General features: G+C 33.7%; 10 protein-coding genes. All 10 read right to left on the bottom strand.

Annotation, left to right across the window (positions count from 1 at the left end; translation table 11 throughout):
• Nucleotides 1-131: 131 nt before the first annotated feature.
• The 10 genes from EV145_RS21810 to EV145_RS21765 all read right to left on the bottom strand — a co-directional run bounded on the left by EV145_RS21810 (nt 132) and on the right by EV145_RS21765 (nt 15,931).
• Nucleotides 132-2,054, bottom strand: a complete 1,923-nt coding sequence (locus tag EV145_RS21810; protein WP_133527287.1) for a DUF3857 domain-containing protein — start codon at nt 2,052-2,054, stop codon at nt 132-134.
• 1 nt (nt 2,055) lies between these two features.
• On the bottom strand, nt 2,056-4,071 hold the full coding sequence (locus EV145_RS21805) for a DUF3857 domain-containing protein (RefSeq protein ID WP_133527286.1): 2,016 nt from the start codon (nt 4,069-4,071) through the stop codon (nt 2,056-2,058).
• Between the two features lie 157 nt (nt 4,072-4,228).
• Nucleotides 4,229-6,136 carry a DUF3857 domain-containing protein gene (locus EV145_RS21800; protein ID WP_133527285.1) on the bottom strand — a complete coding sequence of 636 codons (1,908 nt, stop codon included), beginning with the start codon at nt 6,134-6,136 and terminating at the stop codon, nt 4,229-4,231.
• A gap of 63 nt (nt 6,137-6,199) precedes the next feature.
• Nucleotides 6,200-6,652, bottom strand: a complete 453-nt coding sequence (dtd, locus tag EV145_RS21795) for a D-aminoacyl-tRNA deacylase (RefSeq protein WP_133527284.1) — start codon at nt 6,650-6,652, stop codon at nt 6,200-6,202.
• Nucleotides 6,653-6,812: 160 nt separating this feature from the next.
• Nucleotides 6,813-7,790: a ribosome small subunit-dependent GTPase A gene (gene rsgA / locus EV145_RS21790; RefSeq protein WP_133527283.1), complete on the bottom strand. Its 978-nt coding sequence runs from the start codon at nt 7,788-7,790 to the stop codon at nt 6,813-6,815.
• A gap of 139 nt (nt 7,791-7,929) precedes the next feature.
• Entirely contained in the window at nt 7,930-11,271 is a 3,342-nt protein-coding gene (locus EV145_RS21785; protein ID WP_133527282.1) for a VIT domain-containing protein, read from the bottom strand.
• A 505-nt stretch (nt 11,272-11,776) separates the two neighbouring features.
• The gene (locus EV145_RS21780; RefSeq protein WP_026983484.1) at nt 11,777-12,859 is read right to left on the bottom strand and encodes a bifunctional 3-deoxy-7-phosphoheptulonate synthase/chorismate mutase type II; all 1,083 of its coding nucleotides are present in this window, start codon (nt 12,857-12,859) and stop codon (nt 11,777-11,779) included.
• A gap of 12 nt (nt 12,860-12,871) precedes the next feature.
• Nucleotides 12,872-13,732, bottom strand: coding sequence for a prephenate dehydrogenase (locus EV145_RS21775; protein WP_133527281.1), 861 nt, complete (start codon nt 13,730-13,732; stop codon nt 12,872-12,874).
• A 93-nt stretch (nt 13,733-13,825) separates the two neighbouring features.
• Nucleotides 13,826-14,971 carry a pyridoxal phosphate-dependent aminotransferase gene (locus tag EV145_RS21770; protein WP_133527280.1) on the bottom strand — a complete coding sequence of 382 codons (1,146 nt, stop codon included), beginning with the start codon at nt 14,969-14,971 and terminating at the stop codon, nt 13,826-13,828.
• Nucleotides 14,972-15,088: 117 nt separating this feature from the next.
• On the bottom strand, nt 15,089-15,931 hold the full coding sequence (locus EV145_RS21765) for a prephenate dehydratase (protein WP_133527279.1): 843 nt from the start codon (nt 15,929-15,931) through the stop codon (nt 15,089-15,091).
• Nucleotides 15,932-16,459: the final 528 nt, after the last annotated feature.

Raw genomic sequence — 16,459 nt, 5'->3', positions numbered from 1 at the left:
TGTTTTTACTATTGCGCCATTTTCAAGATTATAGGCAATTCCGTTCGGAAATTCTAAGCGATCTTCGTTCAGATTTTCATTCCTAATATAAAAACGCACCTTTTGATCAGCCCATGTAAGAACTTCATTTTTTATATTCTTTTTAAAACAATTTTTTCGGTTTCTTTTGCAATCATTGTTTTGTAATATTCTTTTAGCATGTCATATTTCCCAATTGGGACGATCGCTTCATTGATTTGATGGATGATTGAGAGCTGAATTCTGTTATCTGAAAGTGCAATATCAAATTTAAAAACGCCTAAATTATCTTCCATAACGACAGCAACGGGCTTTGGTAAATTTTCCACTGTAAAATTTTCTGGCAATTTTATATCAATATTATAACGTTGTAAACTTGGAAATCCAAAATCGACCGGATATTCTCTTTTTTCCTGTTTAAAAGGATTTTTTTCGTTTAAAAAAAACAGCATCGGATTTAAATATATTTTTCCGCCGATGATTTCTACCAAATCTGCTCCTGCGAAAGAAAATGATTCGGAAACGGGCAATGCAAATTCATTTTCATTAACTCTTTTATAATCACTTAACTCTATTTTATTATTTTCATTTTCAAATTTTTCGATATAAACGTCTTCATTTTCCTTTGCAATTTTCTCTCTAAAATTCAGCGCATGATAATCAGCATATTGTCTTCTTGCTTTTCCCTCAATTTTTCCAGATTCTGAAATTTCAAAACTCAGTGCAACAATATCTGCGGAACTCTTTTTGGGCATTAAATCAACAATTTTAGAGGCTCCATCTTTACGAATTGATCTTCCAACCCAGTTTAAATCTCTTAAAGGCAAAACATTTATAGTTGCATAATCATCTGTTGCATCTAACAAAACCATTCCTTTCGGTGTTTCTATTCCTGCAATCACATAATTGAATCCGCCCGTACTCGGAAAAAATGAAATTCCGTTTGAACGCGTACTTATCAAAACCGGATTTGCCTCTAAACCTGCATAACGAAGCATCGCCGTAAGCATTAAATTAATATCGGCGCAATTTCCTGATTTTTCTTTATATGCTTTTCTGACTCCCTTTTCACATCCGTAACCAAGATGCTTGTTCCATTTTATGTTTGATTTCACATAATTAAATATGGCAGTTGTCTTATCTTCTGGCTTTATTTTATCAGTCAATAACAATTTTAAGTCCTCTTCAAAATAACCGGTTTTTCTTAATTCGGGACCAAAATCTTCAAACTCATAAATGGTTTTTGCAACAGAAGGCCAATTAGACGAAAATGTTTTGTAAATCTGTCCTGGAATAGTGATCGCTTCGAGTTCATGCGAAATTGACGAACGATAATTATCCATATTATTTACAAAATCCTCTTCTTTCATTGCCGGCACGTTTTGAAGAGAATACGTACTTTCCATTGCTAAATAACCATATGTTTGGGCAACTTGTGAGTTTGATTTTGGAATAAAAAATCCTTTCATGTTTTTTTTGAATGAAAACACATCTGGAATAATCGTTTTAAATTCCGAAAAATTCACAGGAATGCTTTTTTGAAAATCCCAATCCGGAATATTTAGTGAACCTCCAATAATTTTAACCTGAAATTCCAGAATAGAACCTTCTTTGACATCTGGAAATGCAATTTTTTTAGCCCAAAAATCTTTGGTTATTTTATTTAAAAATTCCCCTTCTGACTTTAGCTTGGATTTGACAATTTTTCCGTCGACTAAATTATACGTATAAACATCGGTAATACTGATCGCGCTTAATTTCCCTGACGGAAATGTAAATTGCATATTTGACCAGTGATAACCTTCTTTTTTATAAATTTTTATTCTTGTCTGCGTTATGCGTTCTGTATATCCTGTATTATTTATTTTGACAAGACCTTTAGTAAATAAAACAGCTGCCGGAGCAGAAGAATCTATTGAGTGTGTTTTTTCCTCAAGCTCAGCAATACTTAATTTACCTAATGTAAAATTTTGCGCATTGATTTTTGAAAAACCAATGCACAGAAAAAAGATTATTACCAAGCCTTGGAACTTCATATCAGATACGTTTTAAAACAATTTTCTCCGTTTCTTTCGCAATCATTCCTTTATAGTATTCTTTCAGCATTTCGTATTTTTCTGCAGAAAAAATTGCCTCATTAATTTGATTTGCAATATTTACTTGCAAGCTATTTCCGTTCGCTGCAACATTAAATTTAAAGCTTCCTGCGTTGTCTTCCATATTTATAATCGCAGGAGCCGGCAGTGTTTCTACAATAAAGCCTTCAGGAATCTGAATTGTAATATTATATTTATCCATTTGTGGAAATCCAAAATCTACCGGATATTCTCTTACTTCCTGTTTAAATGGATTTTTATCATTGGCAAAAAACAACATTGGATTAATATATATTTTACCGCCAATAATCTCGCATAAGTCGTTTCCGGTAAAGGCATACGTCTCTATTGCAGGCAATAAAATTTCTTTTTCATTAGTTCTGCTGTAATCACTTATTTCGATTTTTTTGCTTTTGTTTTCTAATTTTTCAAGATAATCTTCTTGTTTAACGCCGTCAATTCTTTCTCTTGTAATCATTGCCATATGATCTGTGTATTGTCTTCTGGTTTTTCCAGAAACTTTTCCATCAGGATCAATACTGTAACTTAAAAAAACAATATCATTTGAAACTTTTCTAGGTGTCAACTCAATCTCTTCAGAAGTACCATCTTTACGAATCAATCTTCCAGTCCAGTTGATGGTTCTGAAAGGAAGGATATTTGGTGTTGAAAATTTATTTGAAGCATCTAATAATAAATTTCCTTGTGGCGTTTCGACAGCTGCAACTACATAATCAAAAGCGGTTCTGTTAGGAAATAATGCAATTCCGTTTTCACGTGTACTCAATAAAACTGGATTTGCAGTCAGCCCTGCGTAACGAAGCATTGAAGTCAGCATTAAATTGATATCACCAATATTTCCTGTTTTTTCTTTGTATGCTTTTTTAACGCCGTTATCGCAGTCATAACCTGTATAACCATTCCATTTTACATTCGCTTTTACATGATTCAAAATCGTCCAGATTTTTTCTTCAGGCGTATTTTTTCCAGCAAGCAGCACTTTTAGATCATCTTCATAATAACCTGTTTTATTTAATTCCGGACCAAAGCTTTCGTAGTTATAAATTGTTTTTACAACTGATTCCCAATCAGTAGAATACATTTTCATTTGCGAATTTGGAAATTTTGTCATCGACAATTCGTGCTGAATACTCGAAACATAGTTATCCATATTGTTAACAAAAGATTCCTCTTTCATCGCTGGAAAATCGTGTGCTATATATGTTGTTCTTGTCTCAGTATAATCAATTTTGTCAGTTGAAAATGTAGTTTTAGCTACATATCCCTCAGATCTTTCTTTACTTGTTATTACAATTGAGCGAGGGCCTTTATCAACAGTCATTTTTGGAAAAAAATAACCTTTTTGCCTAGAATTAAAAACGTAATATTCAGGAATACAAGTCACAAACTCTGAATAATTTACCGGAATAGTTTCTTGAAAATTCCATTCTCTTATTAAGCGGTCACTCGGACTTTTGATTGTATATTTAAATTCAATTACAGAACCTTCTTTTACATTTGGCATTGTAATTTTCTTTTGAGCTCTGAATTTATTTAAAACTTCATCAAAAGTGCCCTCGCTTTTCAACTTCGTTTTTTCGATTTTACCATTTACCAAATTATAAGTATAGGCATCAGAAAAAGATACTTTTTCAGTAAGTCCGGAGGTTTTGTAGTACCAAACTTCATGATTTGCCCATTCATAACCTTCTTTTTTGTACACTTTTAATCGAACCTCAACATCTGTCAACGTAACAAAGTCACCTTCACTTTGATCAAACTCGATTTTTGTTTTTCCTTTTTTGTACAAAATAGCAGCCGGAGCTGTGGAATCTTTGGGATGTACTTTCTGTTCTAATTCAGCAACAGATACTTTTCCTAATTTAAACTCTTGTGCTGTTGTTTTTGATACAACCAAAAGCACAATTGAAAGGCTTAAGATTTTAATTAATTTCATGCGGGGTTAGGTCTTGGTTAATTAGTTATTGTTTTTTTATTCAACACATAGAAACATAGATTTTATTTCCAGCAAAGAGCTTAAAAAGAAACGCCTTTTTAAGTATTTTAAATCTATTTTTCTAGGTGTTTGAAAATTGTACTACTGGTTGTTTTTTTTAGTTTTTTATTAAAATAATTTTTGCGTTATCATTTCTTGAAATCTGTTCTCTAAAAAGTCGATACTCATCATATTCTTTATTTGAATATTTTCCTTTATTCAAAAACATGCTTCGTTTGTAGATCAGTTTATTATTGTCTTTTTTGATAATTTCAGTTTTATACTCACCAAATTTTCCTTTCAGTTCATAATTTTCGGGAAGAAATTCGATTGTAAAACCAGCTGGAAGATTTACTTCAATTTCATCAAAATCGACATAACCACGCTGAATCTGGAATGGATTTTTTCTGTTTCTGATGCGTTTCACACTTTCACCATTTTGATTGAAAGCATCAATAGCAAAAATCATTTTGTTTGCCGAAATTGAAGCATAATTTATGGCACTTAACTGGACATCTTCAGTAAAACGAATATTTTCTTTATCGTTTGAAAATGTTATTTTCCCTAATTTCAGATTATTGATATTATCCCAATATTCCTTATAATGCGCTTCTTTTTCTGTGGGCTGATACGTTTCGATTCTGTACTTTTCACTATACTGAGAACCTTCAGAAATTATCGAAATAGAACCCGAAAAATGCCCGTTTTCGTCAATCGTGTAAGTTCCTTTGTCTTTTTGTATATTACCTTTATCATCATACACTTTTGTTCGAACAATTTGACCGCCGTCTGGTTTTACTACCAAAACATCTCTATCATCTGTAAAAGTTCCTTGATAACCAAACGGATCATCTTGACTAGTACATTCCAAGAAAGTGTAATTATCGCCGTTTGGAATTGCTAATATCATATGATTTCCCTGCATTGAAACAAAATCAGATTGAATATTCGCTTTATCCGAATCACCATATAAAATAGTATTATATGAAGGAACATCAACTGCCTGCAAAAGCGCTTTGGTATAATTTGACAAGGCCTTGCAGTCGCCATAACCTAAACGATCAACATCGCTGGCAAGCATTGGTTTCCATCCTCCAATTCCAACAGCAATATTTACATATCGTGATTTCTTCTGCACATAGTCATAAATGATTTTTGCCTTCTTGATTGGGTCTTTTTCGTCGCCAACAAGCGCTTTCATCTTCGCTTTGGTTTCTTCAGGCAAAGTCGTTGTTCCGGTTAAAATTTTATCACCGTACCATTTTCCAAATGCTTCCCAAGTTGTGGCTGTTCCGTCAACACCTTCTAAATGAAATTTTTCTAACCCCATAATAACTCTTGGAAATAAATCACGTGAAGACGGACTTAAATCTTCTGATTTTCTTGCTAAAATATTTTCTGCGATATAACTTAGTTTTGTACTCGATTCTTCGGTTTTTTTAATGTTATAACCAGAAAACTGAAATTCCTTTTTCTTAAAACCTAAATCGTTTGGAAAAGCAATATTTAGCACGCATTTTTCGACGCTTACATTATAGCCGCCCAGAAAATACCATTGCGGTATAAATGCCGTGTTTGAAGTTTCTTCTTCACATGTAAAAACAATTGTAAAAGGATATGAAATTGGGGTATAATTTAAATAAATAACACGGCTGTCTGAGAAAAGCGTACTGCCACTGACAGCACTTTGATCTCTAAAATCTTTTCGTTTAATTTTTTTGATTTCGTTTCCGGCTGCATCATAGACAATAGCTTCGATGCTGTTTATTGAACTGGTTTTGTCATAATGCCTATAAGCATCAATATGACCAAGTCCTTTGTCATTTAAAACAGTAACAATTCTTTGGATTTTCGCATTCATGCTTCGCTGGGAAGCAATCGTGATATCCATTTGATCTAATCGAACAACTGCATTTGCATTTTGTTTTAGACTGTCTGGGATTGAAGTAACATTGTAATTAACCTTTTGTGCGTAAGAAGTAAGGGCAATTAAACAAAAAAATAACGAAAAAAAAGGGCTTCTCATTGGTAAGTAATTTCTTCAAATATATATTTTTTTTAGAAATCCTTAACATTTGTCAAACTTTTTTTAATCGCGATTTTTACTGTCCATAGTAATCGTCACAGGGCCATCATTTAAGAGGCTGACTTTCATATCGGCACCAAAAATTCCCGTTTGAACTTTTTTATTGAATTCTTTTTCCAATGCTTCAACAAAGCGTTCATACATTGGAATTGCAAAATCTGGCTTTGCCGCTTTTATATAAGATGGTCGATTTCCTTTTTTTGTAGAAGCGTGAAGTGTAAACTGGCTAACGACAATAATTTCGCCGGCGATATCTTGAACTGAGCAGTTCATAACATCATTTTCATCACCAAAGATTCGCATTTTTATGATTTTACCAGCAAGCCAATCAATATCTTCCTGATTATCTGCATCTTCAATTCCAACTAAAATCAATAATCCTTTTTGAATATCGGCTGTTTTTTGACCATCTACTGTTACTGATGCCTGGGAAACTCTTTGAATAATTACTCTCATTATTTTTTCGATCTAATGTGACGTAGTTTATTGGCCACAGATTACACGGATTACGCAGATTTTAAATTCTATTGTAGAGATGCACTGCAGTGCATCTCTACAATAGAATCGCGATCTCGCTCAAATTGGAATTTGGAATTTAAAAAGTTTGGAATTTCAATTATTTTCTCGTTTCATCACTCGCCGCACGATCTTCTCCATAATTGTCTGTTCGATAATGCTCTTCGTCTCCTTCAAGGATTTTTAGATAGCTATTATAACGCGACCAAGCGATTTCGTCTTTTTCTAATGCTGCTTTTATGGCACAATGCGGTTCCTCTTTGTGTAAACAATTGTTAAATTTACATTGATCTTTTAATTTGAAAAATTCAGGAAAATAACCGCTGATTTCTGATGGCTCCATATCAACAATTCCGAAGCCTTTAATTCCTGGAGTATCGATAATTCTAGCATCAAAAGACAAATCATACATTTCGGCAAAAGTTGTAGTGTGCTGTCCTTGTTTGCTTTGTTCTGAAATTACTGTTGTTTTTAAATGCAGGCTTGGTTCCATCGCATTTACCAAAGTTGATTTCCCAACTCCAGAATGTCCTGAAAACATGCTTACTTTTCCAATCATCATTTCTTTCAGCTTGTCAACGCCTTTATTTTCTGTAGATGAAATTCGGAGGCATTTATATCCAATTTCCTGATAAATATGCTGCAGATAAAGCTGATCGTCTAAAGTCTGATCGTTTAGTGTATCAATTTTATTGAAAATCAGGACGGCTTCAATTCCGTATGCTTCGGCAGTAACCAAAAAACGATCGATAAAACTCGTTGTAGTTGGCGGATTATCAATAGTGACCAGCAAAAAAACCTGATCAATATTTGAAGCAATAATATGAATCTGTTTCGATAAGTTAACCGATTTACGAACGATATAGTTTTTTCTTTCGTGAATTTTATGAATCGTTCCGGTCAGAGCATCAGATGTTTCTTCTAATTCATAATCAACAATATCGCCTACAGCAATAGGGTTGGTACTTTTTATACCTTTAATTCTAAATTTCCCTTTCATACGGCATTCCAAAAAATCTCCATTTTCAGATTTTACGGTGTACCAGCTTCCTGTAGATTTATAAACGGTTCCTGTCATTCTTTAATTTTAGATATCAAATTTTAGATTTTAGATTGCTCTTTAATCTAAAAAATTAAAAGGCAAAATTACGTTTTTAGAATGGAACAACGCAATTTCGCCTTTTAAATTTGAAAGACACCCTCTTAATTTGCAGACTTTACCAGATAATTTCGGCTAAAACTTGATTCTCTTTAATTTTTCCTAACTGAATTGCTTTCAAAGTTCTGGAAGTTTTCCCGGCTTTTGTTGTATAAATTTCAACCATAATTGTTGCCGGGCCATTTTCAGTTAATGTCGTTTCGCCATAGAAATTGGTTTTAATTTGGTATTTTCCTTTTACCGCATTTCGAATTAAATATTGTTCTGGGCCGTAACCTTGCGTAAAATCTTTTGAAAATCTGCCTCCAATCGCCGTACTTGTATGGCTGTAATAACATTCTTCGCCAGTTGGTTCAATAACATGCAGGTCTAAATCGACATCCATTTGGTTCCAATTCATAATAATTCGAATATCAACCGGCATTTTTGCAATATATTTTTTATCTAATTTTCCGGTTTTCAATCCTGGATGCGCAGTCATCAATCGGTTAATATCCATTAAAATAATATCTTCAACACCTTCATATTGCCCGCTCATTTCTCCGTAGTAAGTTACCTCAAGTGATTTTACCAATTCATCAAAAGCCTCTTGATATTTTCCTGCATCTTCTAGCGTTAAAGCATAATCTCTAAGACTCTGTGGTTCGTGAGCTCTCCATTTCGCAACTTGTTTTGCGGTAAAAACCGCATCATTATAATCTTTCCACTGACGCAAAGTATAAGTCAAAGTTTTATAAAGCTGATGATTCTCTAAACCTAAATCAGCAATATTACTAATGATCAGTAGCGCTTTTTTAACATCACCTTGATTGTAGAAAAAGTGTGCCACATCAAAATAAAAACTCGGATTTCTTTCCTGTGCTTTTCTCAAATCCAAATACAAATCATATTGTTTTTCTTTTGGAGCAGCTGCTAAAGCTTTTAAATACAATCGATCTGGATTCCAACTTTTAGTTTGCACAACTCCACTATTTGAAGAGTTCTTTTTCGTTGTTATAATAATAACTCCATTTGCCCCTCTGCTGCCATAAGTAGCAATTCTCGATGCATCTTTCAAAACATCTATTGTATCGATATCATCCGACTTTAGATCGGTCAATTCACCCTCATAAAACTGACCATCAACTATAATTAAAGGCTTTTTTGAATCTCCAGCCAAATAACCTCTAGTGAGATTTGAATCTTCCAAAAGATCTTTATTTTTTGAAACGCTTTCTGGGATATAACCGACTAAATCTGATTTTTTTTGAGTACCATATCCTACTACAACTGTTTCTTCTAATTCTGCAGTCTTTAAAACTTCACTTCCTACTTTTTTATCTTTAATTTCAGTAATTACTGGTATATCTTGGGTAATTTCTTGCGATTTCGCAACCACAGGTGATACGAATTTAACCTGGTCGACTTTTGGTGCAGGTGGTGCAGCAGTATTATAAACATTGTTGTCTTGTTCAATTACAGTTTCAGATGTTCCTCTGCCAACAGGTTCGTCTACCGTCAGCACTGCATCTGGATCTCCTTTAATTGTTTCATTTGCTTCAGCTCTCACTGGCTGAGCCAATCTTTTGGATTTATACTTAGAAGCAATTTTCTGCCCTTTGTATTTTACATTCTCTTTCCACCAAGCATTTATACTTCCAAAATAACTTTCAATACTTTCCCAATTATTTTTTTGCTGTGCCAATGTAGCATCATGTTCCTGCTTTTTAATTTGGTCAAATTCTGCACGCAATTCAGCAGGCGGTAAAATATCATATGAAATATAATCTCTTACATTTTCCAGAACAATCAGTGAAGTATTTTTTGTTACAATTCCGAATTTCTTTCCAAGAAGTTCAATTTCATCAGCATTTTTAGCATATTCTAATTCAAGATTGGCTATTTTTTTCTGTGCCCAAAGTTTCTCAACATTAATATCATTAGTGTTTTGAACCGCACCATCAAGTGTAATTTTTCTTTCTAAAACAGCTTCATTATTATATCCGAATAATAAAGTGATTTCGTTTTTTGGATTCAAAGAAATACCAGAAAAACTAAAATTCCCTGAAACCGAAGTTCCTTCCATGGGAAATAAATCGGTTACTGTAAAATTCTCTTTTATTCCAAGAAACTTCAAATTCGCATTCGTCAATTTATCCAAAGCTATTTCCGAATTTATCTGATTTAAATTGATAAAATTACCGCCAGTTTTAATTGAAGAAAAATTCAGAAAAGCAAAATCTGAAGAAACCGAAGATGCAATAGTGTAAATAGGCTTTTTTGTTTTTGGCAAAAGGTTTTCGCTCAAAGAAGATAATCCGTCAGAAAAAAACAAAAATTCATCCTGATTCTCAAAACTAATTTGTGAATAACGCGTTCCGCCATCGTATTTTGTGTTTTCTAAAATGGTCTTTAATTCGGACCAATTTCCGTTAGAAATCACAAACTCTTTTTGTTTTTCAAAAGTGTAATTCAGAAAATACAAAGTCACTTTTGTGTTTTTTATCTTTTGGAAATAAGCATCTAATAAATTCAACTCTTTCTTTAGATCCCGATTTTTACAGCTCAAAGAATTATCCCAAATCAAACCAATTGAAGCTGGTATTTTTTTAGCGATTTTATTTCCTTCTATAAAAGTATTTCCATAAAAATAATATTGACCGCCAGCATTCTGCATCAAAACACTTGGAATATTTTGCTGAATCGGAATCTTAACTATTATTTTTTCCTCAGGCTGATAATTTTCTTTTTTTACCGAAGCCTGAAAAGATTGATCCCATTTTGAAAAAACAATTTCTTTCCCAGAATTTTCGGTAACAATTGGCGCAGTTGAGGCTCCCAAAACCGAAACATTAATTTCAAACTGATCTAATTTTTTAGGGAATCGGCTCACCAGTTGATACGCCAAATTATCCTTATCAAAAGCCGAAAGTTCTTCTTCATAGCCAATAACAACAGTTCGTTCACCATTTGGCATCAGCGGATAAATTCTTGTTTTAAAATTATTCCCGTCGACTTTCTCCAATAATCCTGGATCAACACGACGATGTTCGATTGCCTCAAAAACCTGTTTTCCTTTATTTTTATTTACCGGAACCGCTTCACGCAATTTTCCATTTATGTCAATCGCATATCTGGAAACCGAAACATTTTCGGGCAACGGAAAAATAAGTTCCGCTTCCATCTGGCGAGTCCCCGAATTAAAAAAATGCATTTCAGCAGTGGTATAAGCAATATTACCCACGACTTTTACATTGACGAAAAGTTTGTTCATTCGCACTTTTTCAGCCTCCTCACCTTTCACCGTTAATTCAGGACTTTGTCCGAACATTTTTGTTCCTAAAAACAGTAAAACATAAAACAATAGTTTCAAATTAACCTGAAAATTTTTTGGCATAGACATACATGTTTTTGATTTCATAGCACGAAAGTTAAGATTGTATATTGATATAGAGATCAAAAAATATAAAAAGGTTGGAATGAATTAAAAAAAAATTAAAAACTATAAGTTACATAAGAAAATATTGGTTCACGATTAATTAAAAGTCTCGTAAAATATAGCCCACGGTTTCAACCGTGGGGACACAATCAATGTTTGCAATATTTGGGATCGCACTGCATATTAATAATTTTTGTCCCCATCGTTGAAATCGTGGGAACACAATCAATGTTTGCATTTTTTTGATGACAAAGCGTATTCATAATCTTTGTCCCCACGGTTAAAACCGTGGGCTATGTTTATATAAAAATCTATTTTGCATAAATTATATGAATTACAACCCAAAAAAAATCTCCAACACTTCTTTTACAAAGTGCCGGAGATTCTTAAAAAAACAATCTATCTTTAAATAATGTTATAAGAAAACTTTACAATAATTTTATAAAAACCTAAGTTAACTTATATCACTTATATGTTTTAGAAAAAATTATGCGTTGAAAATTTTCTCTTGGTGACCAATACTTTCCTGGTGGATAGCTTTGAACATTCTCAAAACGAACTCTTCAGTAAGACCTTTTTTCTCACCTTCTAAAATCATTTTTCCTAAGATTTCATTCCAACGATTATTTTGAAGAATCGCTACGTTTGCATCTTTTTTCACCTGACCAATTTCGTCAGCAACTTTCATACGTTTTCCTAATAACTCTAATAAGTTAGCATCCAAAACGTCGATGTTAGCTCTTAATTTTGTCATTTTTGAACTGTATTCATCTGTAGTATCATCCGTTTTTCTAATAGTCAAATCTTTAATGATTTGTTTCAAAGCATCTGGAGTAACTTGTTGAGCAGCATCAGACCAAGCGTTGTCCGGATCGTAGTGCGTTTCGATAATCATACCATCGTAATTCAAATCTAAAGCCTCTTGCGTTACTTCGAAAATCATTTTACGATCTCCGGTAATGTGAGATGGATCGATGATTAATGGTAAATCAGGGAATTTATTTTGTAATTCGATAGCAATCTGCCATTCTGGAATGTTTCTATATTTTGTTTTTTCGTAAGTAGAGAAACCTCTGTGAATAACTCCTAATTTCTCAATTCCAGCCATGTGTAAACGCTCAACACCACCTAACCATAAAGCTAAATCCGGGTTTACAGGGTTTTTAACCAAAACGATTTTGTCAGTTCCTTTCAAAGTATCAGCAATTTCCTGAACTGCGAAAGGGTTTGCAGTTGTACGAGCACCAACCCATAAAACGTCAATATCATGTTCTAAAGCTAATTTACAGTGAGCTGCAGTCGCAACTTCAGTTCCCATCAATAAACCAGTTTCTTTTTTAGCTTTTTGCAACCATTTTAAACCAATTTCTCCAACACCTTCAAATCCTCCCGGACGCGTTCTTGGTTTCCAGATCCCAGCTCTGAATACACTAACTTTTGAATCTTTCAATTCATGAGCAATTTTCAATACTTGATCTTCCGTTTCTGCACTACAAGGTCCAGCTATCACAAGTGGGTGATTTAAATTGAAATCTTCTAACCACTTTCTCATTTCTTTCTTATTTTCCATCTTAATTCTAATTTACTTTTTAGTTGTTGTTAATCCGTTTAGTATTTCTTTAATTTTATTTGTGCTTTCCATTTCTTCAAAAATGGCATTGTAATTATCTTCTTTTAGCAAATCTCTAAACCGACTGAGATTTGAAATATATTCTTCTAATGTTTCAATAACGTGTTCTTTGTTTTGCTTGAAAATAGGTGTCCACATTGCGGGAGAACTTTTTGCTAAACGAACGGTACTTTCAAATCCACTTCCCGCCATATCAAAAATATCCTGTTCGTCTTTTTCTTTGTTCATTACCGTTTTTCCGAGCATAAACGAACTAATGTGCGACAAATGCGAAACGTAAGCAATGTGTTTGTCGTGTGACGTTGGATCCATATATCGAATCCTCATTCCAATTTCGTTAAAAAGCTGTAATGCCTTTTCCTGCAATTTAAAAGTGGTTTTTTCCACTTCACAAATAATGTTTGTCTTTCCTTTAAACAAACCTCTTATCGCCGCTGATGGCCCGGAAAACTCTGTTCCTGCGATTGGATGCGTTGCGATAAAATTTCTTCTTTTCGGATGATTGGCAACTGCATCACAAATTGGTTTTTTAGTCGATCCTACTTCAAAAACAATTGTTTTATCTCCAACCAAATCCAATACTTTTGGTAAAACGATCAGTGCCACATCAACCGGAACCGAAACAATTACAAAATCGGCTTCAGCCAAATCTTCAAAGTTTCCTGCCTGATCGATAACACCCAAATCAATTGCTTCCTGCAAGTGTTTTTCGTTGCTGTCAATCCCAAAAATAGTCGCGTTCGGATGTTGGTCTTTGATGTCCAGCACCATCGAACCTCCTATTAACCCTATTCCTATTACGTATACTTTCATATTTATTTTTATTTTTTGTCATTGCGAGGAACGAAGCAACCACACTAACAACTGATTCAGCAACTGAGATTGCTTCGTTCCTCGCAATGACTTCTAAAATCGATCTATCGCTTCTTGTACTTTTTCTTCTTTCACACACAACGAGAATCTGATATATCCTTCTCCATTACTTCCGAAAATTGTTCCCGGTGTGATGAAAATGTGTTTCTCGTATAATATTTCGTCAATGAACTTTTCTGCTGATTCGATTCCTTCCGGCAATTTGGCCCAAACAAAAAGTCCAACTCCTTCTTTATAAACTTCGCAACCTAATTTTTCTGCTAGTTTTTCTGTTAATTCTCTGCGGCGTCTGTAAATTTTGTTTTGATCTTCGAACCATGATTTATCGCAATTCAACGCTGCAATTGCACCTTTCTGAATTCCGTAATACATCCCGCTGTCCATGTTGCTTTTTACTTTTAGCACTGCATCTATAATTTCAGGATTCCCTAAAACCATTCCGACTCTCCAGCCAGCCATGTTGAACGTCTTGCTTAATGAATTCAATTCTAAAGCCACTTCTTTCGCACCTTCAACTTGCAACAAACTCATCGGATTATCATTCAAAACAAAACTGTACGGATTATCGTTGACCAATAATATGTTGTGTTTTTTAGCAAAAGCAACCAATTTTTTAAATAACGCTAAACTTCCTCTTGCTCCTGTTGGCATGTGCGGATAACCCAGCCACATAATTTTTACTTTCGAAAGATCCAGTTTTTCTAAAGCTTCAAAATCCGGTTCCCAGGCATTTGCTTCTTTCAAGTCATAATAAACCGGAACTGCACCAACCAAATTGGTTACCGAAGTATACGTTGGATAACCTGGATTCGGAATTAAAACGTGATCGCCTTCATTTAAAAAAGCTAACGAAATGTGCATAATTCCTTCTTTCGAACCCATCAAAGGCAAAATCTCGTTATTCGGATTTAATTCAACACCAAATTGATTCTGATAAAAATCTGCCATTCCTTTTCTCAATTCCGGTAATCCCTGATAGCTCTGATAACCATGCCCATTTTCATCCTGAATTGCCGCGGCAACCGCTTCAATTACTGCTTTCGACGGACTCAAATCAGGGCTTCCAATTCCCATATTGATGATAGATTTTCCTTCAGACATTAGTTGACGAACTTCTCTCAATTTTGATGAGAAGTAGTATTCTTCAACTGTATCTAATCTTTTTGCTGTTGTAATCATTTTTTATTTGCTTTAGGCCGTAAGCTTTAGGCTTTAGGCTCTTTTTAAACTTTTATTTTTGCTTTAGACAGTAAGCTCTAAGCTTTTTTGGACTTTAAGACTTTCGACTTTCCAACTTTATGACTCACTACTCAAAGGCTTTGTGTTTTTATATTCTCCTAACACTTTGAAATATTCTGCCATTATGTTTAGTAACGCTTTGGCTTTTGCAAAATCTTCGTATTTTTCAAATGTGACATCTACGAAAAACGAATATTTCCAAGGTGTTTCAATTTTTGGAAGCGACTGAATCTTTGTCAAATTCAGTTTGCAGTCACTCATTACATTCAAAACCGCTGCCAGACTTCCTCTTTTATGATCTAATTCAAATTTGATAGAAGCTCTGTTGATTTCGCTTTCCGGTAAAAATGAATTCTGTTTTTTAATGATCACAAAACGCGTCATATTGTTTTTGATTGTTTGAATTTCCGGAGCGATGATTTCTAAATCATACATTTCAGAAGCCGTTTTACTTGCAATTGCAGCGATTCCGGTTAATTGTTTTTCCTGAATTCTTCTCGCAGTTTCGGCTGTATCTTTATCTTCAACCAATTTGATGTTTGGATACTGTTTTAAGAAATCCATACATTGCAAAATTGCCATTGGGTGCGAATGAACTTCTTTTATATCTTCAATTTTCTGACCTTTCAAAGCCATTAAATTTTGGTGAATGCTTAAATAATGCTCTCCAATTATGTGTAAATTGTTCTTGTCAATCAAAGCGTAATTCGGAATAATTGGTCCTGCAATCGAATTTTCAATCGCCATAACCGCCTGATCCGATTTTCCTGAAAGAAGGCTGTCGATTAATTCCTCAAAAGACAAACATTCATCAATAGCCACATTTTCAGAGAAATACTCATTCACTACCTGATGATGGAAGGAACCTTTTATACCTTGTATCGCAATTTTAGTTGTCATATATTCAAAAAAAAATCCTGATTTTCATCAGGATTGTATATTAGTTTTATTTGTCTTTTATATTTCTCAAATAACCATAGCACAATCCTTACTTCTACTAAAGAAGAAATAAAAAGAGTTGCTAAAATAAAAACGGTTAGATGCCATTTTGTTTGTGTTATTATTTAAATTCTCTGCGAATGTATAAATTATTTTTAGCGCACCAAAAAAAATAATGCATTTTATGAAACAAAAAAGGATTTCTTAACAAAATCTACCGGTTTTGTAGGATAATTTAATAAATGAATCTTAAAATGAGAATATTAAAATGAGGTTCTAAGATTCTGAGTTGCTGAGATGCTAAGGTTTTTTCGCCACGAATTCACGAATTAGCGTAAATCTTTGTGGGTATTTAATTCAATTTTTCGAGTTAAAGCCATATTTTTCTTCCTTGTTGTCATTCCTGTAAAGGTTAGATAATTCGGTAACAAAATTTAACTTTAATAAATTTTGTTACGATGAGAAATAATAGTCAAGATTCGACTTTAG

The sequence above is a fragment of the Flavobacterium sp. 245 genome, from assembly GCF_004362055.1.
Lineage (GTDB): Bacteria > Bacteroidota > Bacteroidia > Flavobacteriales > Flavobacteriaceae > Flavobacterium.
This window is presented reverse-complemented; position numbering and strand designations above follow the sequence as displayed.